At 67.2% G+C, this 25290-nt stretch carries 25 protein-coding genes; 9 read left to right on the top strand and 16 right to left on the bottom strand.

Annotated elements, in window-relative coordinates; all coding sequences use genetic code 11:
* Positions 1 to 33: 33 nt before the first annotated feature.
* Complete coding sequence (locus BM150_RS22965; RefSeq protein WP_092930031.1) at positions 34 to 408, bottom strand: hypothetical protein; 375 nt, start codon at positions 406 to 408, stop codon at positions 34 to 36.
* Between the two features lie 340 nt (positions 409 to 748).
* Between BM150_RS22965 and BM150_RS22960 the strand changes: the two genes are divergently transcribed.
* Positions 749 to 1639, top strand: coding sequence for an MBL fold metallo-hydrolase (locus tag BM150_RS22960; RefSeq protein ID WP_092930029.1), 891 nt, complete (start codon positions 749 to 751; stop codon positions 1637 to 1639).
* A 49-nt stretch (positions 1640 to 1688) separates the two neighbouring features.
* Complete coding sequence (locus tag BM150_RS22955) at positions 1689 to 2579, top strand: oxygenase MpaB family protein (RefSeq protein WP_092930027.1); 891 nt, start codon at positions 1689 to 1691, stop codon at positions 2577 to 2579.
* A gap of 86 nt (positions 2580 to 2665) precedes the next feature.
* Here BM150_RS22955 and BM150_RS22950 read toward each other — a convergent pair whose 3' ends face one another.
* Positions 2666 to 4039, bottom strand: coding sequence for a cryptochrome/photolyase family protein (locus tag BM150_RS22950; RefSeq protein ID WP_092930024.1), 1374 nt, complete (start codon positions 4037 to 4039; stop codon positions 2666 to 2668).
* 151 nt (positions 4040 to 4190) lie between these two features.
* Between BM150_RS22950 and BM150_RS22945 the strand changes: the two genes are divergently transcribed.
* Positions 4191 to 5435, top strand: a complete 1245-nt coding sequence (locus tag BM150_RS22945) for an NAD(P)/FAD-dependent oxidoreductase (protein ID WP_092930020.1) — start codon at positions 4191 to 4193, stop codon at positions 5433 to 5435.
* Between the two features lie 114 nt (positions 5436 to 5549).
* Here the strand turns inward: BM150_RS22945 and BM150_RS22940 are convergent, their stop codons facing one another.
* Entirely contained in the window at positions 5550 to 5900 is a 351-nt protein-coding gene (locus tag BM150_RS22940; RefSeq protein ID WP_092930017.1) for a DUF202 domain-containing protein, read from the bottom strand.
* 1 nt (position 5901) lies between these two features.
* On the bottom strand, positions 5902 to 6294 hold the full coding sequence (locus BM150_RS22935) for a YidH family protein (RefSeq protein WP_092930014.1): 393 nt from the start codon (positions 6292 to 6294) through the stop codon (positions 5902 to 5904).
* Between the two features lie 241 nt (positions 6295 to 6535).
* Here BM150_RS22935 and BM150_RS22930 point away from each other — a divergent pair, with 241 nt between their 5' ends.
* The 3 genes from BM150_RS22930 (at position 6536) to BM150_RS22920 (ending at position 8261) form a co-directional block, all read left to right on the top strand.
* Positions 6536 to 7171, top strand: a complete 636-nt coding sequence (locus tag BM150_RS22930; RefSeq protein ID WP_092930012.1) for a TetR/AcrR family transcriptional regulator — start codon at positions 6536 to 6538, stop codon at positions 7169 to 7171.
* Positions 7172 to 7423: 252 nt separating this feature from the next.
* On the top strand, positions 7424 to 7642 hold the full coding sequence (locus BM150_RS22925) for a hypothetical protein (protein WP_092930009.1): 219 nt from the start codon (positions 7424 to 7426) through the stop codon (positions 7640 to 7642).
* A gap of 136 nt (positions 7643 to 7778) precedes the next feature.
* Entirely contained in the window at positions 7779 to 8261 is a 483-nt protein-coding gene (locus tag BM150_RS22920) for a hypothetical protein (RefSeq protein ID WP_092930007.1), read from the top strand.
* A gap of 147 nt (positions 8262 to 8408) precedes the next feature.
* Here the strand turns inward: BM150_RS22920 and BM150_RS22915 are convergent, their stop codons facing one another.
* A complete protein-coding gene (locus BM150_RS22915; RefSeq protein WP_092930005.1) occupies positions 8409 to 9419 on the bottom strand; it encodes an aldo/keto reductase in 1011 nt (336 codons plus the stop codon).
* Between the two features lie 120 nt (positions 9420 to 9539).
* Between BM150_RS22915 and BM150_RS22910 the strand changes: the two genes are divergently transcribed.
* Entirely contained in the window at positions 9540 to 10439 is a 900-nt protein-coding gene (locus BM150_RS22910) for a LysR substrate-binding domain-containing protein (RefSeq protein ID WP_092930003.1), read from the top strand.
* 42 nt (positions 10440 to 10481) lie between these two features.
* Here BM150_RS22910 and BM150_RS22905 read toward each other — a convergent pair whose 3' ends face one another.
* From BM150_RS22905 to BM150_RS22875, 6 genes are all read right to left on the bottom strand, one after another.
* Positions 10482 to 10700, bottom strand: a complete 219-nt coding sequence (locus BM150_RS22905) for a hypothetical protein (RefSeq protein WP_092930001.1) — start codon at positions 10698 to 10700, stop codon at positions 10482 to 10484.
* Positions 10701 to 11034: 334 nt separating this feature from the next.
* The gene (locus BM150_RS22895) at positions 11035 to 11256 is read right to left on the bottom strand and encodes a hypothetical protein (RefSeq protein WP_092929997.1); all 222 of its coding nucleotides are present in this window, start codon (positions 11254 to 11256) and stop codon (positions 11035 to 11037) included.
* 788 nt (positions 11257 to 12044) lie between these two features.
* Positions 12045 to 12446, bottom strand: coding sequence for a CPCC family cysteine-rich protein (locus BM150_RS25200; RefSeq protein WP_092929993.1), 402 nt, complete (start codon positions 12444 to 12446; stop codon positions 12045 to 12047).
* A gap of 182 nt (positions 12447 to 12628) precedes the next feature.
* Complete coding sequence (locus BM150_RS24985) at positions 12629 to 12760, bottom strand: hypothetical protein (RefSeq protein ID WP_281243743.1); 132 nt, start codon at positions 12758 to 12760, stop codon at positions 12629 to 12631.
* Positions 12761 to 12982: 222 nt separating this feature from the next.
* On the bottom strand, positions 12983 to 13531 hold the full coding sequence (locus BM150_RS22880; RefSeq protein ID WP_139219636.1) for a hypothetical protein: 549 nt from the start codon (positions 13529 to 13531) through the stop codon (positions 12983 to 12985).
* 395 nt (positions 13532 to 13926) lie between these two features.
* Positions 13927 to 16977: a LamG domain-containing protein gene (locus BM150_RS22875; protein ID WP_092929989.1), complete on the bottom strand. Its 3051-nt coding sequence runs from the start codon at positions 16975 to 16977 to the stop codon at positions 13927 to 13929.
* Between the two features lie 407 nt (positions 16978 to 17384).
* On the opposite strand from BM150_RS22875, the gene BM150_RS22870 reads away from it, so the two are divergent.
* On the top strand, positions 17385 to 17873 hold the full coding sequence (locus BM150_RS22870; protein WP_092929987.1) for an NUDIX domain-containing protein: 489 nt from the start codon (positions 17385 to 17387) through the stop codon (positions 17871 to 17873).
* 81 nt (positions 17874 to 17954) lie between these two features.
* Here BM150_RS22870 and BM150_RS24335 read toward each other — a convergent pair whose 3' ends face one another.
* The 4 genes from BM150_RS24335 to BM150_RS22855 all read right to left on the bottom strand — a co-directional run bounded on the left by BM150_RS24335 (position 17955) and on the right by BM150_RS22855 (position 23170).
* Positions 17955 to 18104: a hypothetical protein gene (locus BM150_RS24335; RefSeq protein ID WP_175496992.1), complete on the bottom strand. Its 150-nt coding sequence runs from the start codon at positions 18102 to 18104 to the stop codon at positions 17955 to 17957.
* Between the two features lie 168 nt (positions 18105 to 18272).
* Positions 18273 to 19586: a PIG-L family deacetylase gene (locus BM150_RS22865; RefSeq protein ID WP_092929985.1), complete on the bottom strand. Its 1314-nt coding sequence runs from the start codon at positions 19584 to 19586 to the stop codon at positions 18273 to 18275.
* 99 nt (positions 19587 to 19685) lie between these two features.
* On the bottom strand, positions 19686 to 20936 hold the full coding sequence (locus BM150_RS22860; protein ID WP_092929983.1) for an ROK family transcriptional regulator: 1251 nt from the start codon (positions 20934 to 20936) through the stop codon (positions 19686 to 19688).
* Positions 20937 to 21061: 125 nt separating this feature from the next.
* On the bottom strand, positions 21062 to 23170 hold the full coding sequence (locus BM150_RS22855; RefSeq protein ID WP_092929981.1) for a glycoside hydrolase family 3 C-terminal domain-containing protein: 2109 nt from the start codon (positions 23168 to 23170) through the stop codon (positions 21062 to 21064).
* A 366-nt stretch (positions 23171 to 23536) separates the two neighbouring features.
* Here BM150_RS22855 and BM150_RS22850 point away from each other — a divergent pair, with 366 nt between their 5' ends.
* On the top strand, positions 23537 to 24022 hold the full coding sequence (locus BM150_RS22850; RefSeq protein WP_092929979.1) for a DUF7144 family membrane protein: 486 nt from the start codon (positions 23537 to 23539) through the stop codon (positions 24020 to 24022).
* 70 nt (positions 24023 to 24092) lie between these two features.
* On the opposite strand, the gene BM150_RS22845 is transcribed toward BM150_RS22850, so the two are convergent.
* Positions 24093 to 25169, bottom strand: a complete 1077-nt coding sequence (locus BM150_RS22845) for an ArsO family NAD(P)H-dependent flavin-containing monooxygenase (RefSeq protein WP_092929977.1) — start codon at positions 25167 to 25169, stop codon at positions 24093 to 24095.
* Positions 25170 to 25290 lie beyond the last annotated feature (121 nt).

Below are 25290 nucleotides of genomic sequence, written 5' to 3'. Positions count from 1 at the left end.
AACGAAATGGATATTGACAGGAAATGCCGATCATTACCGCTCGGGCGTTCGAGGGCGCTTACTGAGTCCTGCGGCGCCGGAGGGACCGTGGTGCTCCCCCAGCCCCGCGAACCAGTCCGCATAGGGCGTGTCGCCGACCGCGTAACCGGTGAGATCGGGAGCTCCGTCGGTCCACCACACCGGACCGCGCTCTCCCAGGGCACGCTTCGCCGCATCGACCTCGGCCCGCGCCTCTTCCCGCGCGGCGGCGTCATCCCGGCGCATCGCGGCCCGCTTCTTCCTGCGGGCGGCCATCAGCTCCCGCACGAGTTCGTCCCGGCGGTCCGGATCGAGATCCGGATTCGTGCGGCGCCACAATCTGCCACTCGCCACGAAATAACGCCCGTCCGGTGTCACGGGGTGACGCATGGCGTCATGCTACCGGCGGCTTCGAGGACCGCACCGTACGAACAACCGACCGGTTCGTTCGCCGGCGGAACTGCGGCATCTACGGCTGGGTGCCGCTCGTACGAGCAGTTTATTTCGATCAACACTGAAACTTCAAACGCATTACTGGTGAAGAACGGCATCTCTCGATCCGATACCGATCCGGCGCTGCCGTCCGAGGAGGGGCGAGAACGGAAACCGCCAGGAGCGACACGCCGAATCCGTCGAGCTCGGACAGCGGCGTGCGCGGCGTGACAACCGTGCGGCATAACATGATCGAGCGACACCCGTGATCTTCGTTTCCGGAAGGGGACTCCACGCAGTGACGGCCACCGCGATCACTCGTATCGGTAAACACAGCTCCGCCTACCTGCAGCTGCCGGGCGGCTGGTTCCACAACAACGCGGGCTGGATCACCGGGGAGCACCGGACCCTGCTCGTCGACACCTGCGCCACCGAGAGCCGCAGTCGGGCTCTGCTGGAAGCGGCGCGAGGTCCCGATCCGGAGACGTCCTTGACCGCCGTGCTCACCCACGCTCACGGCGACCACTCGCACGGAGCGCGTCAGGTGGTCGAACACGGCGGCTCGGTCCACGCGGCGAACTCAGCGGTCGAGGAGATCCACGACGGGCCGCACACCTACCCGGAGTTGTTCGAGTACGCCGACTGGGGCTCGATCGACCCGCCGGATCACATCACTCCGGTAACCGGGCGAACCACCATCGATCTCGGCGGTACCCACGCCGAGATCCACCCGGTACCGACGAGGGCGCACACCGACGGGGACCTGGTGGTCCACCATCCCGACGACGGTGTGCTGTTCGCAGGCGATCTGCTGTTCCACGGCGTCACTCCCCTGGCGCTGCACGGCAGCATCGGGGGCTGGATCGAGGCACTGGACTGGTTGGAGACCTTCGAGGCGGACACCCTGGTCCCCGGACACGGCCCGGTGATCACCCGCCACGACTCCGTGCTCGCGCAGCAGCGCGAGTACCTGCGATGGCTGCTCGACAACACCACCGAGGCGCTGCCCGAGTTCGCCAGGCTGGAGGACCTGGCGCGGCGGGGTTGGCCCGAGTGGCACGACGCGGAACGCCATTCGGTCAACCTGCGCGTGGCGCACGCCGAGAACCGACATCACACCCCGGACATCGCCGACGCGATCGCCGCGATGCTCGGGGCGGCGGGGAACCGGATCCCGCTGGAGCTGTGAGGGCCTCGCGCCGTGGCGCGCGCGGCACGGATGCGCGCACGATGGCGGTATGACCGTATCGCGGCTGCGCTCTCGGCTGGGAGCGAGCGTGTTCGAGCACGTGGCGGGCTCGGAGGGACCGGAACGTCGGGAACGCATCCACTCCGCCACGGGACCGCGCTGGTTCGACGAGGACCGGCCGATCCGGCGGGTGCACGCGGACGCCTCGATGTTCGTCGGCGGGTTGCGGGCGCTGCTGCTGCAATCGCTGCACCCGCTGGCGATGGCCGGGGTCAACGCGCACTCCGGCTACCGGGGTGACCCCTGGGGACGACTGCAACGAACCAGCTACTTCCTGGCGGTGACCACGTTCGGCACCGCCGACGACGCGGCGGAGACCGTCCGCCGGATCCGCGCGGTGCACGAGCACGTAGCGGGCACCGCTCCCGACGGGCGCGCTTACGCGGCCACCGACCCGCGGCTGCTGCGCTGGGTGCACATCGCCGAGATCGACAGTTTCCTGCGGGCGCACCAGCGCTACGGCGAGCGCCCGTTGGACGCTGCCGGTCGGGACGGCTATGTCGCCGACACCGCCCGCGTCGCACGTGAGCTCGGTGTGATCGACCCGCCGGAAACCGAGGCCGAGCTGGACGAGCAGATCCGGCAGTACCGTCCAGAGCTGTCGGGAACCCCGGAGGCGCGCTCCACCGCCCGGTTCCTGCTGCTGGAACCACCGCTGCCGTTGGCGGCCCGTGGCCCTTACACGGGACTGGCGGCAGCGGCCGTGGCACTGCTGCCCCGCTGGGCGCGGCTGCCGCTGCGGCTGCCGTACCTGCCGGTGACCGAGGCGACGCTGGTGCGACTGAGCGGGCGGACCGTCACGGCGGGTATCCGCTGGGCGATGGCCGCACCGTCCCGGCGAGAGCACCCGTCCCGGCCGGAGCAGCCCGTGGAAGGGTGAGGCCCTCGCTTCCGCAGCGGCCGGACATTCGCGACTGGCTCGGAGGGAGAACTCACGGCAGCCGAGGACATGCCACCACGAGCTCCTTACGAGTTCTTGATGCGACCGTAGCGGGCCAGCGCCTCCTGCCGCTCGTGCGAGTGATCGACCACCGGTGCGGGATAGTCCGGCGCCCGCGCGCCGTCGAGCTTCCACGGACGGTGCACCCTGCTGCCGTCGACACCGCGCAGTTCCGACACGTACCGGCGCACGTACTCCCCCGATGGATCGAACTTCTCACCCTGGGTGGTCGGGTTGAAGACGCGGAAGTAGGGCGCGGCGTCGGTGCCGCTGCCCGCCGCCCATTGCCAGCCGTGCTGGTTGGAGGCCAGATCACCGTCCACCAGGTGCAGCATGAAATGGCGAGCTCCCCACCACCAGGGCAGATGCAGATCCTTGACCAGGAAGCTGGCCACGATCATCCGCACGCGGTTGTGCATCCAGCCCTCGTGCAGCAGTTGGCGCATTCCCGCGTCCACGATCGGGAAGCCGGTCCGTCCCGCGCACCAGACGTCGAACAGCGCGTTCGCCTCGCTGCCGGTGTCCAGCGGCATCCGGTCGAAGCGGGTGTCGAAGTTGTACCGGGCGCTGGCCGGCCAGTTCCACAGCACGTCGGCGTAGAACTCCCGGAAGGCCAGTTCGTTGCGGTAACTCGCCGCGCCGTGGTGGTCCGGTCGGGACAGATCGCGCAGCATCGTGCGCGGGTGCACGCATCCCCAACGCAGGTAGGCCGACATTCTGCTGGTCCCGGCGATGTCCGGCCGGTCGCGCCGCTGGTTGTACTCCGCCAGGTCCGATTCGACGAAATCGTGCCAACGGCGCAGTGCGTTCGTCTCGCCCGGTGGTGGCAGCTCGGGACCCGCGTCCAGCTCGCCGTCGGGAACGGGCACACCGTCGAGTCCGTCGGGGCTCATCCATTCCACGGTGTCCACACCGGTCTCGGCTGGGAGCGGCCAGCCGTGCTCGGACCAGGCACGGCGGAACGGGGTGAACACCTTGTACGGCGTGCCGTCGGCCTTGGTGATCCGTCCCGGTGTCACCGCGTAGGGCGAGCCCGTGACCTCCCAGTCGACTCCACGTTCCCGCAGCGCTTCGCGTACACGCTCGTCACGGCGACTGCCGTAGGGGTTGGTGTCGGCGGAGACGTGCACGCTCTCCGCACCGACACGCCCGGCCAGTTCCGGCAGCACCTCGGCGGGCTCCCCGTGCCTGATCAGCAACCGGTGCCCGAGACGCTCGTCCAGCTCACGCAGACACCCGTACAGGAAGTCGCGCCGACTGGCCCCGGCCGGGCGCAGCAGGTTGTCGTCGAGCACGAACACCGCCAACACGGATTCGGACCGGCGTGCGGCGGCCAGGAGGGCCGCGTGGTCGTACAGTCGCAGGTCACGACGGAACCACAGAATCGCGGGGGCGGTCACGCCGCACGAGACTACTGGATCGGTCGGCGGCCCCGTGGCCGCGGGGACGAGGTTTCGGCAGCACAGCCCACCATTCCGACTGGACTCACTCGATCGAATGACAAATGCTCGCCGAGTGGCGCGGCGCGGATGCGGTTACTAGGTTCACCGCGTGGCCTCGGAAGTGATCGTCGTGGGCGCCGGGCTCGCCGGACTGAGCGCCGCCGAGCGGTTGGTCTCGCGTGGTGTAAGGGTTCTGGTGCTGGAGGCGGCCGAGGAACCCGGCGGACGGGTTCGCACCGACGAGGTGGACGGTTTCCGGTTGGACCGCGGTTTCCAGGTGCTGGCTCCCGCCTACCCCGAGGTGCGGAACCGCGTCGACGTGCCCGCTCTGGAACCGCGGCGGTTCACCAGGGGAATACGCCACATCCGGCGCGACGGCCGCGTCGTGCGGCTGGCCGATCCACGCACGGATCCGGCCGGTATCGGTGAGCTCGTGCGCGGTGGACTGCCGATTCCGGACGCGGCCGCGCTCGGCCTTTTCACCGCCCGCGACGCATTGCTGCCGGGCAGGCACCTCACCGCGGCACCGGACCGTTCCACCCGCGTGGACCTGGCACGCCGAGGTCTGTCGACGCGAACGGTCGAGGAACTGTTCCGGCCGTTCCTCTCCGGGGTGTTCCTGGAGGACCAGCTGTCCACCTCCTCGCGGTTCTTCCACCACGTGTGGCGCTGCTTCGCCCGTGCCGCTCCGGTGCTGCCCCGCACCGGGATGGCCGCGCTGCCGCGACAGCTGGCTACGCGGCTGTCACCTGCGAGCATCAGGTACGAACAGCCGGTCGCCGAGGTCTCCCCTGGGCGGATACGACTGCGCGACGGCGCGACGATGCGGGGGCGGGCCGTGGTGGTGGCCACCGACGCGAGCGCCGCCGGTGAACTGCTCCCGGGACTGCGGGTTCCCGCGTGGAACGCCGTGACGACCTTCTACCACCGTGCCCGGCACAGCCCGGTACGCGGCGGCACGATCGTCACCGACGCACGACGGGCGGTGCTCAACACCACGGTGCTCAGCGATGTGGCACCGTCCTACTCACCCGACGGGAGCAGTCTGATCAGCACCTCGGTTCTCGGAGCGGTCCCCGATCCGCACGCGGTGGAACCGGAGGTCCGGGAACACCTGGCCCGGCTGTTCGGCAGCGGCACCCGGGAGTGGCAGTGGCTGGCGACGTATCCGATTCCACGCGCGCTTCCCGCCATGCCCGCGCCACATCCGTTCCGGCGAAGGGTACGGCTGCGCGACGGGCTGTACGTGTGCGGCGATCACCGCGACACCAGTTCGATCCAGGGTGCGCTCGTGTCGGGGCGACGCGCCGCCGAAGCGGTGTTGGCCGATCTGGACCGCGGCGCGCACCCCTGATCGAGCTTGTGCGGTCCGAACAGTGCGGCGTCGATTTCTCGCGAAATCGCCGCGCGGCTCCGACGCGGAGCCGAACTCCTACCCCCTCGCGGTCGACACCGCCGGAAAGTTCAGTCACAACAGCACGGTGTAAACCATCCCCACCGCTCCGACCAGTACGGCCAGCAGCGCGACGCCCGCGGGCAACGCACCGTCCGCCAGCGGTTGCCGATGCTGCGGCAGGGCGCTGTCGGCACGGTAACGGCGCACCGCCAACACTCCCACCAGCACCGCGACAGGTAGCAGCGCCAGCACGCAGCCGAGCGCGACCAGCGGCCTGGTATGGGCGATGAGCCTGGTCAGCACCAGTGAACCGACCGCGAAGGACAGTCCGGTGCGCAACCAGGCCAACGTGGTGCGTTCGATCTGCAACCCCGGATCGACCGGGGCGCGGGCCCGCTCGTCACCCGTGTCGTGGTCGGACACGTCATATCCCCACGATCACGAGCAGCACGGCGATCCCCACTCCCACGGCGGCGAGGCCGTAGCCGAGCACGGCACCCATCCTGGGCGCGGGCAACGGCCTGCCGGTGCGCAGCGCCCGCTCGGTGGCCGCCCACCTGGTGAACGAGGTGGCGCTGACGAGCACACCACCCGCCAACAACAGCAGCGCCAGCCAGGTGACCAGTGGATTCCGGGACGACGAGGTGGCGGCGTTGACCGTCTCGATACCGACGCCGGCGGCCATCAGCGCCATCGCGGTGCGCAGCCACGCCAGAAAGGTCCGCTCGTTGGCGAGTGAGAACCGGGCGTCCGGCTCGTCCCCCTCGCCGTACACCCGGCTCGGCCAGCGCCTGGTTCCGTGGCTGGGCACTGACATGGCGCGTTCACTGCCACCTTTCGGACATCCGGTTTCCGTCGCCCACAGCACACCACAGGGTGAGCCCTGACCGCCCGCTCGGGTGGCGCTTGGGCGACCCCCCAGCAGCGCTCGGCGAATTCGTGAATCGAACTCATCGATACCGCCCTGGTAGGCACGCCACGTTTTAAAGCAAGTGCATTAAACGTGCGAGGCGTTGGCACAATGAATCCGTTCGAACCAGCGAGCGCGGAGAGCCCGGATGAGCAGTTCCACCGGCCAGGGCACCAGAGAACGGTGGATCGTCACCGCCGAACGGCTGTTCGCCGAGCGCGGCATCAGTGAGGTCTCGCTGCGCGAGGTCGGCTTGGTCGCCGGGCAGCGCAACACCTCAGCGGCGCAGTACCACTTCGGCGACAAGGAAACGCTGGTCAACGCGATCCTCGATCACCGCATGAGCGGGATCAACGAGCACCGACTGCGGCTGCTGGCCGAGCAGGAGAACGAGGCGCGGACCGAGTTGCGTGACCTGCTGACGGCGTTCATCGTGCCGCTGGCGAGCAGCGCCGACGAGACCGACAGCCATCACGGACGGTTCCTGGCCCAGTACTTCAGCCAACCCGCACCGCTGACGAGCTGGGACTGGGAGGTGGCCTCCAGCCTGCGCTCCGTGCGGACGGGGATACGGCGCTGCCTCGGCGAACTACCGGAGGCGGTGCTGCACCGCCGGATGCGGATGCTGGTGCACCTCGTGCTGCACACCATCGCCGATCACGAGCACATCGATCCCCTGACCGATCCGCACCGGCCGGCACACTGGACGATCGACCTGATCGACGCCGCGCACGGCATGCTCACCGCACCGATCACTCCTTCGGAGGCTTCGAGGAATCGATGAGATTCGTCGATTAGGGTGACAATTCAGTGCCCGAGCCGAACGGGCAGCTCCCGGCGCCGGACGAGCGGTGGGGCCGGATCGGCACGGTCGACGTCCAGCGCGAGCCCGGGATCGCGTCGCACGGTAGTCGACCGCTACCACCCACCGAAACGCGTGCGGAGCGGGCGCCCGCATCACTCCCCCACCGGATACGAGTGAGGTCGGAGCGGCACACCCGAATTGACTAGACAGACCTGTCTATATAAACTACTCGTGCCATCCGAGCAGGAACCACCGGAGGTCACAGCGATGAACGAGCAGCGGCGTCACGAGCAGGTCAGGACTACTGCCTCCACCCGTGACACCGAGCAGGTCAACGCCCGGGAGATCGGGCACACCCCCGCACGGCGGCGCACGACCCGGCTCGCCAGGAAGTGCTTCGAAGCGAACCGACACCGGCAGGCGTGGCTGCTGGGCAGGGATCCGCACTGAACCGAGAAACCGGGTGGAGATCGAGAATTCGGCACTTTCGACACGCCTGCCCCGATGGGACAGTCGAAAAACGGCGCCGCCCGGCATGAAACCACGCTGTTCCGGGTATCCGGGCCACAGCGGAAAGGAGGTCCGCATGGACAGTGCCGATTCGGCGGACTCGAATCCGACAACGACAGCGGTGTTGGTGCTCGACCCGGAAGGGCGTGGCGCGGGATGCCCTCCCGGCCCGTGGTCCGGACTCGCCGAGACCGTACCGCTGCACTGGTTCCCGCTATCCACCGTGGACGACGGATTGCTGCAGGTACGTGCCCTGCTGGAAAAACAGCTCGACGCGGGCACACGGCTGCAGCTGGTAGCGGGAAGCGGGGCCGTGGGGACGGCGCTGCGCGCGGCGGCCCCGCACCCGAAGGCGGTCACCAGGGTGTTGCTCGCCACCGACGGGACGTTCGACGAAACCGCACTGACCGAGGTGGTCGAACGCAACGGGACCGCCGTGCGGGTGATGCACGTCGACGAGAACACCGGGAAGAACGAGGGGCCGCTGCTGACACGGCAGGGCGTCGCGAACAGCCTGGTCGGTGTGCTGCGGGATCACCGGCAACGTTCTGAGGAGTGACCCCCACCAACGGCGGTAACGCGTGCCGCGGTGCCCGCACTCGATGAGCGGGCACCGCGGCACGTTCCCCGCCGATACTCGCGGGCGTCCGACACCGGAGACCGGGCAGGGCGGATCGGACGCCGGGTGGGTCGGAGGCCGGACGGATCAGACGTCGCCCGGCAGCGGCGCGGCGGGGTCGACCAGCTCCTCGTCACGCAGCTGCCGCCAGAACTCGGTCGGGACCGGGGTGCGCGAGAGCTCCAGGTTCTGGCTCACGCGTTCCGGGCGCGACATGCCCGGGATCGTCGCCGCCACGGCGGGGTGCGCTAGCGGGAACCGCAGGGCCGCGGCCCGGATGTCGGTGCCGTGCCGCTCGGCGATCTTTCGCAGCCGGTCGACGTCGTCGAGCACCCGCTGCGAGGCCTCCTGGTACTCGAAGTGCTTGCCACCGGCCAGCACGCCCGAGTTGAACGGTCCACCCACCACGAGTTCGACGTCGCGCTCGGCGCAGCGCGGCAGCAGCCGCTGCAACGCGTAGGAGTGGTCGAACAGGGTGTAGCGCCCCGCCAGCAGGAAGGCGTCCGGGGTATGCTCCGCCAGGCCGAGAGTGAGCTCGCAGGGTTCCACTGTGTTGACCCCGATGCCCCAGGCGCCGACGACGCCCTGCTCGCGCAGGCTCGTCAACGCGCGGAACGCACCGGTGCGGGAGGCGGCGAAGGCGTCGATCCAGTCGTCGCCGTAGAAGTCCGGGGAGATGTCGTGCACCCAGGCGATGTCGATGCGGTCGGTGCCCAGCCGATGCAGGCTCTGCTCGATCGAGCGCATGGTGCCGTCGTAACCGTAGTCGTTGCGGACCTTGTTCGGACGTCCGTGCGCGAAGATGCCGCCCTGCTCGTCCGGATCGGCGGGCTGGTCCGTCTCGTACTCGATCACGCGGCCGACCTTGGTGCTGAGCACGTACTCGGAGCGCTCGTACCGCGACAGCACACTGCCGAGCCGGAGCTCGGACAGTCCGGCCCCGTAGATCGGGGCGGTGTCGTAGTAGCGGATGCCGTTGTCCCAGGCGGCCTGGATCGTGGCGGCCGCGTCCTCCTCCGGTACCGGGCGGAACATGTTGCCCACCGGGGCCGCGCCGAAGCCGAGGGTCTCGCCGGACAACAACGATCGGATGCTCACGTGTACTCCTCGTCGTGCGTGGTGCGGGCCGGTTTCCGGCCCCTCTCCCACGACGCTAGGCTCGGCTGTTACAGCTGTCCAAGACTCAATTGGCGAAGGTTGATGCGGTGAGGGTCTGACATGGTGGAGCTACGTCAGCTGGAGTACTTCGTGGCCGTGGCCGAGACGGAGCACGTGGGCCGGGCCGCCGAGCGGCTGCGCATCTCGCAGTCCCCGTTGAGCCGCCGGATCGCCGACCTGGAGAAGCGGCTGGGACTGGTGCTGTTCGAGCGCAGCAGGCAACGCGTCCGGCTCACCCCGGACGGTGAGGTGTTCCTGACCGAGGTGCGGGCGCTGCTGCGGCACGCCGAACGCGTCGAATCACTCGGGCAGCGCCTCGGACGCGGCGAGACGGGCGGGTTGTGCCTGGGGTACGTGGAACACGCCATCCACGCCGACGTGCTGCCCGGCGCGCTGCGTTCGTTGCGCCGGGACCGGCCGGACGTGCACGTCTCGCTGTACAACCAGCCCGGCGAGGAGCAGCTGGAGGCACTGCGCAGGCGGAGTCTGGACATCGCGCTGGTGGACGCACCGCCGGACGAGGGCGATCCGGTGCTGGAATCGGAGCTGGTGCTGGCGGATCCGCTGGTGCTCGCGATGCCCGCCGATCACCCACTGGCGAACCGCGAGCTCGTCGAGCCATCCGATCTGGACAATCAGCCCTGGATCGCCATCGGTCGCAAGGACGTTGACGAGGACTTCCGGGAGTTCCTCTCCTCGTGCGCCACGGACGGGTTCACCCCGAACATCCGAACGGTGGCACCCGAACCGTTGGCGGCGCTGGGGCTGGTGGGCTCCGGGCTGGGCATGGCGCTGCTGCAGCGCAGCGTGCTGCGCGGCACTCCCCCTGATGTGGCGCTGCGGGAACTGCCCTGGTGCGATTCCTCGGTGCGGCTGTGGGCCGCCTGGCACCACATCGACCTGCGACCGCTGGTGGCGGAGTTCCGGAAGGTGTTGCTGGACGGAAGCACGACGCCGTAGCGCTGCCGGTTCGTCCGGTCGCAGCCGTTGGGAAGCCGGCTCTCACAGGAGATGGGACGGCACTCCGCGACAGACACGCACCCGCAGCTCGGCGATGACGGCCGTGTGCTCGTCGCGACGTGGTGACCAGCGAAGCACCACTTCCTTGTTCCGTTCCGTTCGCCAGGGGCGGGTTTCGCTGTGCCACGTGCCGGTGGGGAGCACGGTGAGCAGGTTCTCCAGCACACGGTCGGGGTCGTCCTCGAAGGTGCGTATCGACAACCGAGCGCTGTGGTTCCCGTTTTCGAGGATCCGGGCTCCTTCGGGACGGCCCTGAACATCCTCGTCGGAAACCCGCGAGAGGCGTATCTCGGCCAGTGTTCGGGATTGTACGGATCGTTCAACTCCACTCGAAGCGCCGGAAACTCCACCGTTTCGGCCACCCTGCTCGACCTGTCGAGCGCGTCGACCAGCGAGTCGGCGTCGACGTCGAAGAGCAGCCGTGTAACCACGTCCCTCTCGTGAAAATAAACCACGACACGAACACGACCACAGCTCCGGAACGCCCGGCAACCGATTTTGAAGGAGGTCGCCGGACGAAGGATTCCGCACTGGCTCAGTCGTGCTGAATGCTCGACTCCTCGAAATCGAGAACATCCTCGCGAAACTTTTGTATCGCACAGTCGATCTTGGATACGAGCAAGGCGTCCTCCTCCGTAAAAAATCCCCGAAGCAAGAGCTTGCCGACCACATGACAAAAGTATTCAACTAACCTTGTCCAGCGGAACATACCGCAGAATCCCAGCGCGAAGTCGACGAGACAGGCCAGCACCATCACCCCACAACCACGGAATCACCTCATACACCGAGCGCCCAGCCCACCAATCCCCACACCAGAATCCCACGATTCACTACAGCTTGGCATCATCAGTATTTGACTTTGGGGGACCATGAACGACGTAGTCGCCCCAAAAATTCGCCGAAATCAATTTCGGTATTCATTCGTGAGATACTTCAACGGGATGAGACGTCCCATCAATTCGTCGATAAGATCATGCGCTTCATGACGTCGCAGCGGGCGCTGCCTGAGGTAGACATGCGGCAACAGATCCATCAAAGTCTGCACGTACACACCCTCGGAAACCTCAAAGATAACAAAACACCTAAAACAGTCCCTGGGGGATCCTTCATGTATGGCAAACCTGGTGTAGATGTTCAGTATGTTATTTTGATTTTCGTAGTACCAACACCTCTTCCCGGACCCGGACAACCCATACTTTTCGATGTCGGAAAATATAGCCTCCATATCCTCGACCGCAACAAAACGAATATTCTTGGAGTCCCGCAATCCACGAAAATTCCACCAGTACCGCTTCAACCTGGAAGCCATATCAATCAACCACCCGGAATTATCGCACTATTGATCATCGCAACTGTGTTTACTACGGCATTCTCCGCAACGAGAATTATGCCACAAAGCGTTGCTTCTTGGCTAGAAGCAGGAGACTTTGACAAGATATCGCTACTCGCGACTGTGATTGGACGGTGCCGACGGTTCGGACTACCTACGCGCACTGCCGTGGGCAACCGATCTCGCAGCGAAACCAGCAGGCCACCGCCCCAACATCACTCGCTCCGCCAGAAACTGGAGCGCCACCAGTATAGACGCGTACTATCTTCCGGCCATTCATCCTGCGTGTCATCCGAGGAGTCGAAGTTGTCGACCTCCGGATCAATAGGACGAAACCCTGGTTCCTTTGAGGGCACCTTCTTCGCGAACCACTTGGAGAGACGCGAGCGTCCGGCATGAATATCCGTGCGGTACTCGCCCTGCGCCTCGACAAGAGACTCACTGTTCGCTCCGCCGCTGTACCACGGCCAACGGAGTTGGACCGGATCGTCCTCCCAGAAGCATACTTGGCAGATCTCGTACGATCCCGGAGGGGAATCATGCACCAGGTAACCGCAACAGGGACAGGGATAGACTCCCTCCCTGTACCCTCCATTTGATCGAAGCGTTTCGGACATTCGAAACAACGACACAAGAACCCTATCCCGACGGGACAGCACCTACAACACCGATCCAATCCCAAAGTTTTGCGTACACGTCCGAAGAAGAACAGAAGCTACTGGAGTAGTATGCCCCACATGCCGTGCGGACCGGAGCTTCGGCGAGCGAGAGCACGGACGCTGATCCTGTCGCGACTCGTTCAGTCAGTGTAGTCGTCACGACATTGATTCACCCCGAGCCGCAGGAAGCCGCTTTTGTCCGGCAGCACGTTCAGCACATCGACAATCTGCGGTGGCTTCGTACGGCGGCGGATCTCATAATACTCGACCACGATCGCTCCACTGGTTCAGCATCACGACTCGACTACGCCAATCGACAGCCTGATCCTCCTGCGGAAGCTACCGTGAAGCAACCGAATTCTACTGTGATCACTTCTGCCCATCCCTGCCGGACAGCACGAACACCCAGTCGCGCTGCCACCGTGCTTCGAGGAACAGTCAACCGTGGGCCGTGCGGCAACTTCGCCGGGCACAGCCTGCGGTAGATGCGGCCCTCAGTCCTGCGAGTGGCGACTTCCCGGGATCACGTAGGAAGCCGCGAGGTCACTGTCGAAGATCACGACGAGTTCATCGGGTAAGTAGCCGAACCCATTCCCCGCCGCCTCACCCAACGCTACGACCACACTCGATCCCACGTCGAACTCGAACCGAAACGACCACGGCATCTCCGAGCACCCCTCGTTGGGTACATGCCAGGCGGGAACGATATCGGTGACCACCGCCCCGAAGAAGGGAGCCCAATCCGGATGGTCACTGACATCGACAGGCTCTCCCGACAAGTTGCGGATGACCGCCGCAGGTTCCCTGAGCTCGATCGCCAAGCTTTCATCGGGGCCATTCACCGCCCACGACAGCACCACCGCACTGCCGCTTTCCAGCACCAACTCAACGTCCATGTCCACTTCATGCGCACGCTCAGCCCGATGACCGTCCGGCCAGTCCACCCCACGCAGCACCGCGTAACGAACAGACTTCAGAACCTCACCGCGAACAGCCTCCCGAACAGTGGCAAGACCAATGCCATCACTCGCCTCCCAAGGCATAGAGCTCCCGGCATGTCGCGTTGAGGGCTGAAGTTGATCCCATCTTACCTCACACCACGAAATGACTCATCAATCACGCGCCCGACAAGCAGAAATCACCTTCCCATGAAAAGAATCGGACATGGCCCGATCTTGACACGATTTCCAGTCCGACACGCCCAACGAGCGGATCATCGTTCCCGGATACCACCAAAACGATCTCACCGAGATAGTCCACGAGAAGTGTCTCAGAACTCAACGAGATCAGTGGAACCAGGACGTACACCGCTCACACGAAGTGCGGCCACAAGAGATCAACAGAACGTCCGGCGGAACGCCTAACCGGATTTGACCTCGGAAGACAAGCCGCCGGACGTCGATTCTGTGTAGACCGTACCGGTACTCGGCTTCAGTACTCAGTTCGTCCCGTAGGAGTCGTACAGTGAACCGATACGATCACCGGGCAACTTGGCGGAGTAGAGCCGGACATCGTCCACTTTACCCTGCCAGGACTGCTCGTATACTCCGGATCTCTTGGCACGGCCGAGCTGCAGACCACCGGTGGCCTGCCAGGTATTGCTCACGGTTCCGTCATTTATCCGGTTGCCGTCAACGTAGAGCCACAGCTTCCCCGCTTCGGCGTCGTAGACCCCGGTCAGGTGGGTCCAGGTGTCGAGTTCCGGTGATCGAACCGACTCAGCGGCCGACGTCACCCGAGCGGATTCCGTGTCCGACTCGGGCATCTCGAAGAACCAAGCACCGAGTGGTCTATTGATGTCGCGGAAGTAGCCCAACCGAAACTTGCTGGTGTTGGCTCCGTCCAGGCTCACCGCGGTCGCTTTACCCTCCTCCTGGCTGGAGAGATATACCCAGGCCGAAATCGTGAAGCTCTCGTCGGTACGTAGATCAACCGTCGAGGTCGAGACATAGTCACCGTCGCCGTCCAACGAGACGGAGTTGCCGATACGCCCAGGGGCGAAGTCGGCGTCACCGTGCAACGTACCGGTGACTCCCCCTATCGAATCGGACGCGGTCTCCCCGTCGGACTCGTTCAGCCGCAACTTGTGCGCCAGATCCGGCTCGAGCGCCGCGATACGCTCCGGCTCCCCTTCGAAAAGCTCCCGACTGTAGAGGGTCACATCGTCGATGGCTCCCTGCCAGAAGCCCTCCTGCTGCTCCCCGAACTGTCCACGCCCTATCGCCGTTTCGCCCACCGTGCCCGATGCCGCGGCATAGGACGTGGCACCAGCCGAGGAGCCGTTGACGTACAGCCTTATCTCACCGCTGTGCACGTCGTGGACTCCGATCAGATGAGTCCACACACCCTGCGGCGCTGTTTCGTCCCCCGTGACGCGCTTCGAATCACCACCCCCGGCCATGGTGAAACTCCACTTGCCGTCACTGGTCAGTTCCAGGCGGAAACCGCTGGTGCCGTTACCATCCTGCGAGAGCACCACCCTACGTTCACCGATCCGCTCCGGCTTGGCCCAGGCCGAGACCGAGAAGCTCCTAGTGGTGTCCACCGCGTTCGGAACACTGACGTACTCCGCAACTCCGTCGAGTCGAATCGCCTGATCATCCGGTTCCGGTGCGACGCTCCGACCGCTTTCCCACTCGGGATCACCGTGTGTCGTGCCGTCGAGGCCACGGGCGGAGTGATCGGTGACTTCCCCGTCGAGTGGCCAGAAACCGGAGGGGACGTCATTCGCCACTACGATGTCGCGGACCTCGTTGTCGTGCAGCACTCGACCATAGCCGCGGACCTCGTCCACGGCGCCCGGCAGATACGCACCCCAGGTACCGGCGTGCTTGGCCCTGCCGATTTCGAACCTGTTCTGCCCGGGATGCCATGCCGCTCCGAACTCGGTCGCCCCCACTCGCCGACCGTTGACGAACAGCCGGGCTTCGTCGGCACGCGCGTCGTAGACACCGGCCAGGTGGGTCCACACCCCGACTCTCGGTGCCCGCTCGGAGGAGACTGTGACGGTCGCACCGGCTCCGCCGTCCGAACCGCGCAGCGTCCAGTCCCAGCTGTCCCGGTCCGTACCCGAGTACCCCAGTTGGAATACCGCTTCGTTCGAACCGTTCTGGCTGGCCAGCGCCACGGGCTCGGTCGTTCTCTCATCCAACCGTACCCAGGAGGACACGGAGTACGAGAGATCAGTGCGTGCCACCTGCTGCGCGGCGACCACGTGATCGTCGGTACCGTCCAACCGCAAGGCGGTCCCCACGGCTCCGTCGGTGTAGTCGGCTCCACCATGCACAGTGGCAGGCTGACCACCGGGAACCGTGTTCGGAACGCTCGTGGTGCTACTTTCCGCTTCGAACTTCCAGTGTCCGGTGCGTACATCGTCCGACTCGACCCGGGAACGGATCTCGGCGTCGGTGAGAACGCGGTCGTAAACCCTCACCTCGTCGATCGCGCCCTCCCAGTACTGCGACTCGACACCGTCGTTCTCGGCACGTCCGATAGCCAGTTCACCGTCGGTGTCGACATCACCGTTGTAGGGGCGAGTCGAAACCAACGAGCCGTTGACGTAGAGCTTGAGTTCGTTCGCCGTCTCATCGTGCACACCGACGACGTGCGTCCACTGTCGTGTGGCAACGGTCGAGTCCGAGACAGCGGAAGCCTGCTCGCTTCCACCGCCCGCCACGTCCGAGCCTGCCATCCGGAAACGCCAGTTTCCGTCGGCGGTGACCTGCAGTCGGAAACCACTGACCACTTCGCCGTCCTGGGAGACCGCGGTATGAACGGTGTCGTCGATCGCGGCCGGTTTCAGCCACGCCGAGATCGCGAAACTCGTGTTGGTCGGGAGCGCGTTGGGCGCGGTCAAGTGATCCGCCGAACCGCCCAGCTTCACCGCCTTGCCCAGAGCACCGGGCTGCCATGAGACGCCCGCGTGCGTAGTGCCGTCCCGGCCACCGAGCTGGACTTCGTCGGTGGTGTCGCCGTCGAGTCGCCAGTGCGACGCCGGCCCATCACCCGAGCGAACGTAGAAGTGGTGCGTAGCCATCGGGCTACGGTTTCCGGCCGCGTCGGCGCTTTGCACGTACAAGGTCACCGCACCGTCGGTGGGAGGAGTCAGCGTGACCGCGGCTTCGCCTCCTGCTGTATTGGCGTCCACCCTTGTCGAGGGTGGATCCTGAAATCCGTAGAAATAGTGGTCGACATCGGCGACTCCGGCCGCGCCGAATGTGAATTCACCGGGTACATCCGTACCACCATGCCAACTGTTGTCCGCCTGATACAGCGGCGAGGAAACCACTGGTGCCGTATCGGGGGCGATCTGATCCGCCAACAGATTCGCGCCGTGCACAGCCGACGGTCTCGCTGTGGAGACCGGCTCGGCCGTGGCGGCGCGGGCGGTGGCGCCGACCGATTGGCTCAACGGAGACCCCAGTACCGCGAACACCAGGAGAGTTACCCCCAGTGATCTGAACAGGCGTCCCTTGTGGGACGTGCGCACTCGATTACCTCCAACGTGCTGCTCCGCCTCGCCGGCGACGGGCGGATCAAGACAAACCAGCACAAAGCATCGAGGCGAACAGGAATGCGAACAATGCTCACTTTGCGCACGTTGGATTGGGACATTCGGAAGAGTAAAAACGAGCGATCGGCCGCTTTACCGGAGAGCCACCTCACGAAGTCACCGCTTCGTGATCAGTAGGACATCATCCCGTTACCGCCGAGACCAACGAGAGCGCGGTGTCGAGGTGGGCCGAAGTACACCCCCGAGAGACGGACCGTTCGCGGTTTCGCGCACTCCGGAACCGGATGGAACAACACGAGGTGTAATCACGATGTGAAAGCGCGTCGGGGAAAGCGAACCGGCGCGCTCTGCGAAGCACGGCATCGCACGTAGGCTTGTTCGGCATGACCCAACAGCACGCGTCCCAGCGGGCGGTTCGGATTCAGCGACGCTCCGCCCGGGCCATCCTGATCGACGACGAGGAACGTCTGGTACTGCTGCGCCGCATGAAACCGGGCATGGCGCCCTACTGGACGACTCCCGGCGGTGGGCTGGAGCACCGGGACGAGTCGCTGGAGGCGGCGATGCACCGAGAGATCGCCGAGGAGATGGGCGCCACGGCCACGGGTGCGAAACGCGTGTTCCTGAGCAGCACCGCCCGCTCCGGCGGCCTCACCGTGCAGCACTTCTTCGTGGCACGACTGACCTCGATGGACGAATCCACCCGCCACGGCCCGGAATTCGACGATCCCACTCGCGGCGAGTACCGCGCGGAGCGGTTCGACATGCGCGCCGAAACGCTGGCCACACTCGACCTGCGTCCCGCACCGCTGCGCGAGTTCGTGCTGTCCAACCGCCTCGCCCTGCTCTCCGAGGCGCTCTACCCGGACTGAGAAACCGACTTCCACCACGCGTTCCCGGTGCCCTGCGCGTTCCCGGCGTCGCGGCGATCGACCGACCACCGGACCGTCCGGCTAGGAAGAAGTCAACGAGGACAGCGACGGCAGCGCCTCGAGGAAGGTCTTCACCGACTCGGCCGCCTGTCGCAGCATTACCAGACCCTGTCGCACCGCCGAGGCGGCTTCGGCGGGTGATTCCTTGACCCACCACACCAGCAAAGCCACCGCCAGCAGCGAAAGCAGCCCCTTCAGCGGAGTTCCCCCATCTCCCGACGAGCTCCTGACGGATCCAGTGTGCTCGCTTCGGGGCGACTCCGCTCGCTGAGCTTCGCACCCCCTCGCTGGGGCCGTTTCACGTGGATGCGCGGTCGGGCAACACCGGAACCGGCGGTCTCACCGTTCGGCGGCTCCCGAACGAGCGACACCGCTGCCGTGCAGTTCCAACGGTTCGGCGTAGTGCTCCCGGGTGAACCGACTCCAGTAGCGCGCGGTGGCCCGCAGCAGGTCGTCCAGCGGGTAATCCCGGGTTTCGGACCGCGAACCGTGGGTGTGGACGGAGGTTAGTTTGGCTTCCAGATCCGTCTCGCGCAGCCCGGCGAACCGGTTCGGTGCGAAATCCACCGTGGCGGAGGGCGACTGGTAGCAGGCGAACCGTTCCACGCCGCGCGCCGCGGAGGCGGTGGCTCGGTGGACGGCACGGTGGTCATGGTGGGTGTCGTTCTCGGAATGAACCAGCACGACATCGGGCCGGACTCGCCGCACCACGCGTTCGATCCGCCGTACCGTCTCGACGTCGTCGAGGATGCCGCCGTCGGGCAGATCCTCCAGCACCAGAGTCGCGCCCAGCGAGTTGATCGCCTCGTGGACCTCGGCGATCCGCTCGTCCGGCTCACCGCCGACCGCGCCGTGCGACATGGTCAGCACGGTTACCTCCCAGCCCGCCTGCACGCGGCGGTGGATGGTGCCACCCGCACCGATCTCGGCATCGTCGGGATGGGCGCCGACCACCAGCATCCGGAACGGTTTCCGGTCCGCCCCGCTCTCCCCGGACTCCGCCCCGCCCTCCTCGCGATCCTGCTGGCGGTCCCGGAAGGCACGTAGCACGGTTTCGGCCAGCTCGGCGCCGGAGGCTCGGCGGGTGACGATCTCGGAGGCACGTCCGCGCGGCGCGGCCACCGCCGCTGTGGTCGAGACCTCGTCGGTGGTGAGCACGAACGCCGTGCCGGGGAACTCGTGCCCGCAGGCGTTGAGGAAATCGGCGAGCCCGCCCGGACCGGGTTCCAGCTCCCGGTCCCACAGCGCGACGTGCCAGCCGCTCTCGGCACGCGGGCGGGTTCGCAGCACGGTGCGAAACCTCTCGCGCTCCTCGGTCTCGACGACCTCCAGCGCACCGTACTCGCGCAGCAGTTCGGCCGTACGTCGCCGCAGCCCGATGTCGTGGTCGGCGACCACGACACGCAATCCGGCCAGCGGGGTCTCGTCCCGGGACTCGGTCGCCGTCGCGGAAGGCTGTGATCCGCGTTCCGGCGCCAGGGTGAAGGTGATCTCGTGCGAGCGTTCGGTTCCGGGATCGGCGGCTTCGACGTCGTGCGTGTGCTCGGTCGCGCGGCCCTGGACGGACTTCCACCCCGGCTGCCGGACGGCTCCCCCTTCGGAGGGTTGTCCACCGGAGGTGGCTCGCTCGACGTGCCCGGAGTGCTGCACCATCCGCCGAGTGTCACAGCGGTTCGGACGGGACGCACGACGAAAATAGCAGCGCACGGAGCCGGACGCGCCGTGGGACGATCTCCGCGCGCCGTAGCGGGCTCACCGACCGTGCGCAGCGCGAGCGGTCGCGGTACAGCGCCCACCCTCGTCGAGGAAGCGCGCGAGCGGCAACGTGGCGGCACCGACGGTGACCGCGTCGGGACCGAGCCCGCCCTCGGCCACCGAGACCCGGTCGGCGGGATAGCGCAGCGCGTACCGGGCTACGCTGTCCTGCACCAGTTCCAGCCGGTGTCGACCGAGCAGCAGGCCCGCCCAGCCACCGATGAGCACTCGGGTGGGCAGGAAGAGGTTCACCAGGGTCGCGATACCGGCTCCGAGATACTCCACGGCCTCCGAGACCACGGTGGACGCCGCGGTGTCCGAGATCGTGTTCCCCTCGCGGGAGGCCGCGGCCAGCAAGGCGCCGAACGCGTGCTCGCCGTCCGCGTCGGGGCCGATCTCTCCCCCGGTGCGCCGCCAACGACGCACCATCGCCTCCGCACCGGTGTACGCCTCCAGGCAGCCGTGCCCGCCGCACCGACAGCGCCGCCCACGTACGCGCAGCGTGCTGTGGCCCCATTCGCCGATACCAGCCGAACTTCCGTCCGCGAACACCGAGACGCCGACACCCGAGCCGAGCAGCACCACCGCCACGTCCCGCTCACCGCGCCCGTGGCCGAACCACATCTCGGCCTGTCCCAGGGTCTCGGCACCGTTGTCGACCAGGACCGGCACGTGCTCGGGCAGGTGCGCGGCGGAGCGAACCAGCCGCTCGACGGCCACCCCGACCCAGCCGATGGTCTGCCCGTGCACCAGGGCACCGTGAACCTCGTCCGAGGTCACGATGCCGGGAACGCCGACACCGACGCCGAGCAACCACTCGGGGGAGGCGCCCCCTTCGATCATCACCCGGTCGAACGCCTCGGCCAGCCGCGCGATCACGTGGTCGGGGTCGCGTCTGCCGACGTCGAGGGGTCGTTCCGCGCGGGCGATCTCGGTCAGGGCGACGTCGAACAACTCCACGCGGACCCGCGTCTCGCCGATGTCGATGCCCACCACGCGCCCGCTCTCGGGGGAGACGCGCAGCAGCGTACGGGGGCGTCCCCCGTCGGACTCGACCGAGCCCGCTTCCTCCAGCAGGCCGTCGGACATCAGCTCACCGACCACATTGCTCACCGAGCCGGGGCTGAGACCGGTGGCGGGCCCCAGTTGGTGCCGACTGAGTGGTCCGCCGAAGTACAGTCGGCGCAGCACCGCGGCACGATTGCCGCGCCGTAGATCGCGTACCGTCCGCCCGTACCGATCCCCCATGTCGCTCCTTCCGATACCGGCGATCGCCGACCGGCAACCCGAGAGGCGAGCCTAGTAGTGCGCTTCGCTTCGGTCCCTGTCACTCCGGCCCCCTCCGGCCGGTCCCCGTCAGCCCGATTCCCCCGTCAGTCCGACTCCGGACCCCACCACAGTGTGGTGCGTACGTCACCGAGTCCTCGGCCGATCATGATTCGCCCGCCGCGCAGGAAACGCCAGCTTCCGGACGAAACGTCGCGCACCCGTTGCGCCCGGAGGTCGCACGGCACCCGGACACGGGTCCGCCGCCCCGCCTCGACGTGAACCCTGGTCCAGCCGATCAGCCGCACCGGTTCGGAGTTCGCCGCGGGCAGCAGATAGACCTGCACGGTCTCCGTACCGCCCCGGGGACCGGTGTTCGCGACGTCGACCGTCACGCTGCGCACCGCGTTGAGATCCCTGACCAGCGCGGGGGAATCGTAGTGCCAGGTGGTGTAGCCGAGGCCGTGGCCGAACCAGAACAACGGCTCCACCTCGGCGTACCGGTGCCAACCCCGGTAGCCGACCGCTGTGCCCTCCTCGTAGACCAGCGCCCCGTTGACCGGACAGGTCGACCAGGCGGGGCCGTCCCCGTCGCGTGCGGGGAAGGTGGTGACCAGCCGTCCGGCGGGCTCGATCTCGCCGGTGAGCGCCGCCGCCACCGCCGCTCCGGCCTCCTGGCCGGGCAGTCCGGCCCACAGCACCGCGTCCACCAGATCGAGCCACGGCATCAGCACCGGGGTGGCCGCGTTGACCACGACGACGGTGTGCCGGGCCGCGGCGGCCACCGCGGCGACCATGGCGTCCTGCTGTCCGGGAAGCGCGAGAGTGGACTTGTCCTTGCCCTCGGTCTCCTGCTCCGAGGTCAACCCCACGACCACCACGGCAACGTCGACCTCACTCGCCGCCAGGGCCACGCGTTCGGTGATCTCAGCGGTGGTCGCGGGAGCGGGCCGGATCGCCTGCCCTGGGATGCCCCCGCTCGCCGGATCGCGCGTCGACTCCGGCCGGCCCGACGGGCCACTTCGCACGTCGACACCGTCGACCACCGAGACCCGGTCGCGGCCGAACGTCGCGACGAGACCGTCGGCGACGGAGACCACGTGTGGTGGGCGCACGCGGGCCGCCGCACCTCCCTGCGCCAGGGTGTCCACGGCGTGCCGACCGATGACGGCGAGGAACTCCGTACCGGAGAGCGGCAGCACCCCGGCCGGGTTGGTCAGCACCGTCATGCCGCCCGCTGCCAGCGCGCGCAGCCGACGACGGCGTAACGGAGCGTCGGGTGCGGGTCGCGGGGCGCGTGGCAGCGCTCCGGAACGGCTCGTCACGAAGCCGTCCGACTCGCCGTCGAGAGCCCCGGTTCGTTCGGCCAGCCGCAGTACGCGTCGAAGGTGTTCGTCGATGGTGGACTCGGCCACGTCACCGGCACGCACCGCCGCGACCAAGCCCGCGCCCCACGGCCCGTCCGGGGCCGGCACGACCGGATCCAGCCCCGCGTTGGTACCGGCCGCGATCGGACTCGCGGCGAACGGACCGGAGACGACCGCACCGTCGTAGTGCCACTCCCCCTTGAGCAGTCGCTCGACGAGCTGGGGGTGTTCGGTGGCGCTGATCCCGTTGATCCTGTTGTGTGCGGTCAGCAAGCTCCAGGGGGACGCGTCGTGCACGAGCATCTCGAACGGCAGCAGATACACCTCCCGCAGGGTCTTCTCGTCGACCACGGAGTCCACTGTGGTGCGTTCGAACTCGGACTCGTTGGCCGGGAAGTGCTTCGGACAGGCCGATACTCCCCTGCGCTGCAGGGCACGCACGTACTCGGTCGCCAGTGCACCGGTCAGCAGCGGATCCTCGCTGAAGCACTCGAAGACACGGCCCCCCAACGGAGTTCGGTGCAGGTTGACCGAGGGCCCCAGCAGCACGTGCACACCCCGGTGGATGGCTTCCTCGGCCAGCAGCGCCCCGGCCTCACCCGCTACCGCGACGTCCCAGTGCTGGGCGAGCAGCGTGGGGTTGGGCAGCAGTGACGCGATCCCGCCGTCGGCGTACTCAGCGCCGCGCAACCCGCTCGGGTCGCCGGAGAAGCGCAGCCGGGACAGCCCGATCGACGTGTTCTCCGGTAGGCCGGATGAGTCCGAGCCGGTCAACAGGGCCACTTTGCTCGGCAGGTCCAGACAGGCGATCGCGGTCTCGACACGGGACGCCAGCTCGGTGATGGTCATGTCGTTCTCTCCGCTCTACCATTAATTCAATAGTTAAATTAACTGCGCGAATCGGGCGGACCGGGCGCACGAGAACCATCGGGTCGAGGATCCGGCCGGGCGATGACATGCCCTGACCCCTTCGTGGGCGTGCGCGGCACGTCCACCGCGGAGTGACTTAAATTACGGTTTAATTTAAGACTCGACGGAATAGTGGTCAAGACCACCTGTGGGCGTCACGCACGGTGCTGCCCGGCCGGACGGCGGGAACAGACCCGCCCACGGAACGGATACCCACCCACGCGGCGGGCGCGCCGCTGCGCTGCGCGAACGTGCGAACCGGAGGACGCTGGTACCAGCCGTCCCTTCGCACGGAGGAGAGTTCAAATGTCCACTCCGCAGACAGGACCACAGTCCACACCCGGTGCCGGGGAAGGTGCCGAACGCCGAGCGCCCGAGGACCGGGGCAGCTGGGCGATGACGGCCGCCCAACCGATGCCCGGGATGTCCGGGTGGCTGGCTTTCGGGGGCTGGATGCTCGCGCTGGTCGGCGTCTTCAACGTCATCGCCGGTCTCACCGCGCTGTTGCAGCCCGGCTACTACGTGGTCACCGGTGGTGAGCTGCTGGTCTTCGGCTTCGGCGCCTGGGGCTGGATCTGGCTCGCGTTCGGCGCACTGCAGGTCGTGGCAGGCGCGGGCTGCCTGGCCGGTCAGATGTGGGCACGGATGACCGGTATCGCTCTCGCCGGTTTGGCCGCGATCGCTCACCTGGCCTTCCTCGCCGCGTTCCCGTTCTGGGAACTGGTGTCGATCGGGTTGTGCGTGCTGGTGATCTACTCGCTGGTGGTCCCGCCCCGAAACGCCGTCGGCTGACCGAGATTCTCCGCTCGGACCACCTGGAGATCCGGCTGATAAATCACTGGCCGATTTCGTCGTGCGGCGATCAGAAGCTGGCGACGCGACTTGCGGACAGCTGTTGGGTGATGTCGGTGATGGCGTGTTTGGCGGTGCGGCCTGCGCCGATGAGGGTGGCTGAGGCGGTGCCGGTCCAGTCGCCGTAGCCCAGCAGGTACAGGCGAGGCTCCTGCACTGCACGGGTGCCGTCGGTGGGGATGGTCCCGTTGTGACGGCGCAGCCCGAGAGGGCGCAGATGTCGCAGCGCGGGGCGGAATCCGGTGCACCAGATGACGTCGTCGGCGGGGTACTCGGATCCATCGGACCAAGTCACCCCGTCGCGGGTGAGGTGGGTGAACATCGGCTGGGCGTGCAGCACACCGCGTTCGCGGGCGTCGAGCACGCTGTCGGTCATGACGATGTCGCCGAGAGCGGCGACACCGTCGGGGTCGCCTGTTCCGGCGCGTCGGGCGGCTTCGCGCCGGCTGGCGACGTCGAACAGGACGCGTCCGTCGACGTCGTCGGGCATGAACCGGGGCGGGCGATGAGTGACCCAGAGCGTGTCGGCCACGGTGGAGACCTCGGCGAGGATCTGCGCGGCGGAGTTGCCGCCGCCGACGATGACGACGCGTTGTCCGCGGAAGTGTTCGGGGCCGCGGTAGGAGACCGTGTGCAGCTGGCGGCCGGTGAATTCGTCCTGGCCGGAGCAGGACGGGATGTAGGGGGCTCGCCAGGTTCCGGTGGCGCTGATGACCACACGTGCTTGCCACTCGCCCTGATCGGTGTGCACGGCTAGGTGGTCGTCGGCGTGGTGGACGCCGGTGACGTGCACCGGCCGATGCACCGGCAACGCGTAGCGTTGCTCGTAACGGGTGAGGTACTCCACGACGTGCTCGCGTCCCGGATAGTCGACGCCGGGTTGCCGCGGCATCGGCCACCCGGGCAGCGGGCTGTGTTCGGCCGGGGAGAACAGTCGCAGCGACTGCCACATGTGCCGCCACGCCCCGCCGGGCTCGGACTGCGCGTCGAGGATGGCGAACTCCAGCCCGGCTCGGCGTAGGAAGTAGCCCGCGGCCAGTCCGGCTTGGCCGCCTCCGATCACCACGACGTCACAGTTCCCGGCCACAGCGTTCCTTTCTCGAGAGCGAGGCGTCAGTGGGCTGCCGCGGTGTCGGCCTCGGTGGTGGCTCCGTACCCACCACCGACGAGCTCCGGCGCGACCTCCGCCGCGTCGGAGGCCTCCTGCC

This window comes from Actinopolyspora alba (assembly GCF_900112765.1).
Classification (GTDB): Bacteria; Actinomycetota; Actinomycetes; order Mycobacteriales; family Pseudonocardiaceae; genus Actinopolyspora; species Actinopolyspora alba.
Note: the sequence above shows the minus strand (reverse complement) of the source record. Positions and strands in the feature narration are given on the sequence as shown.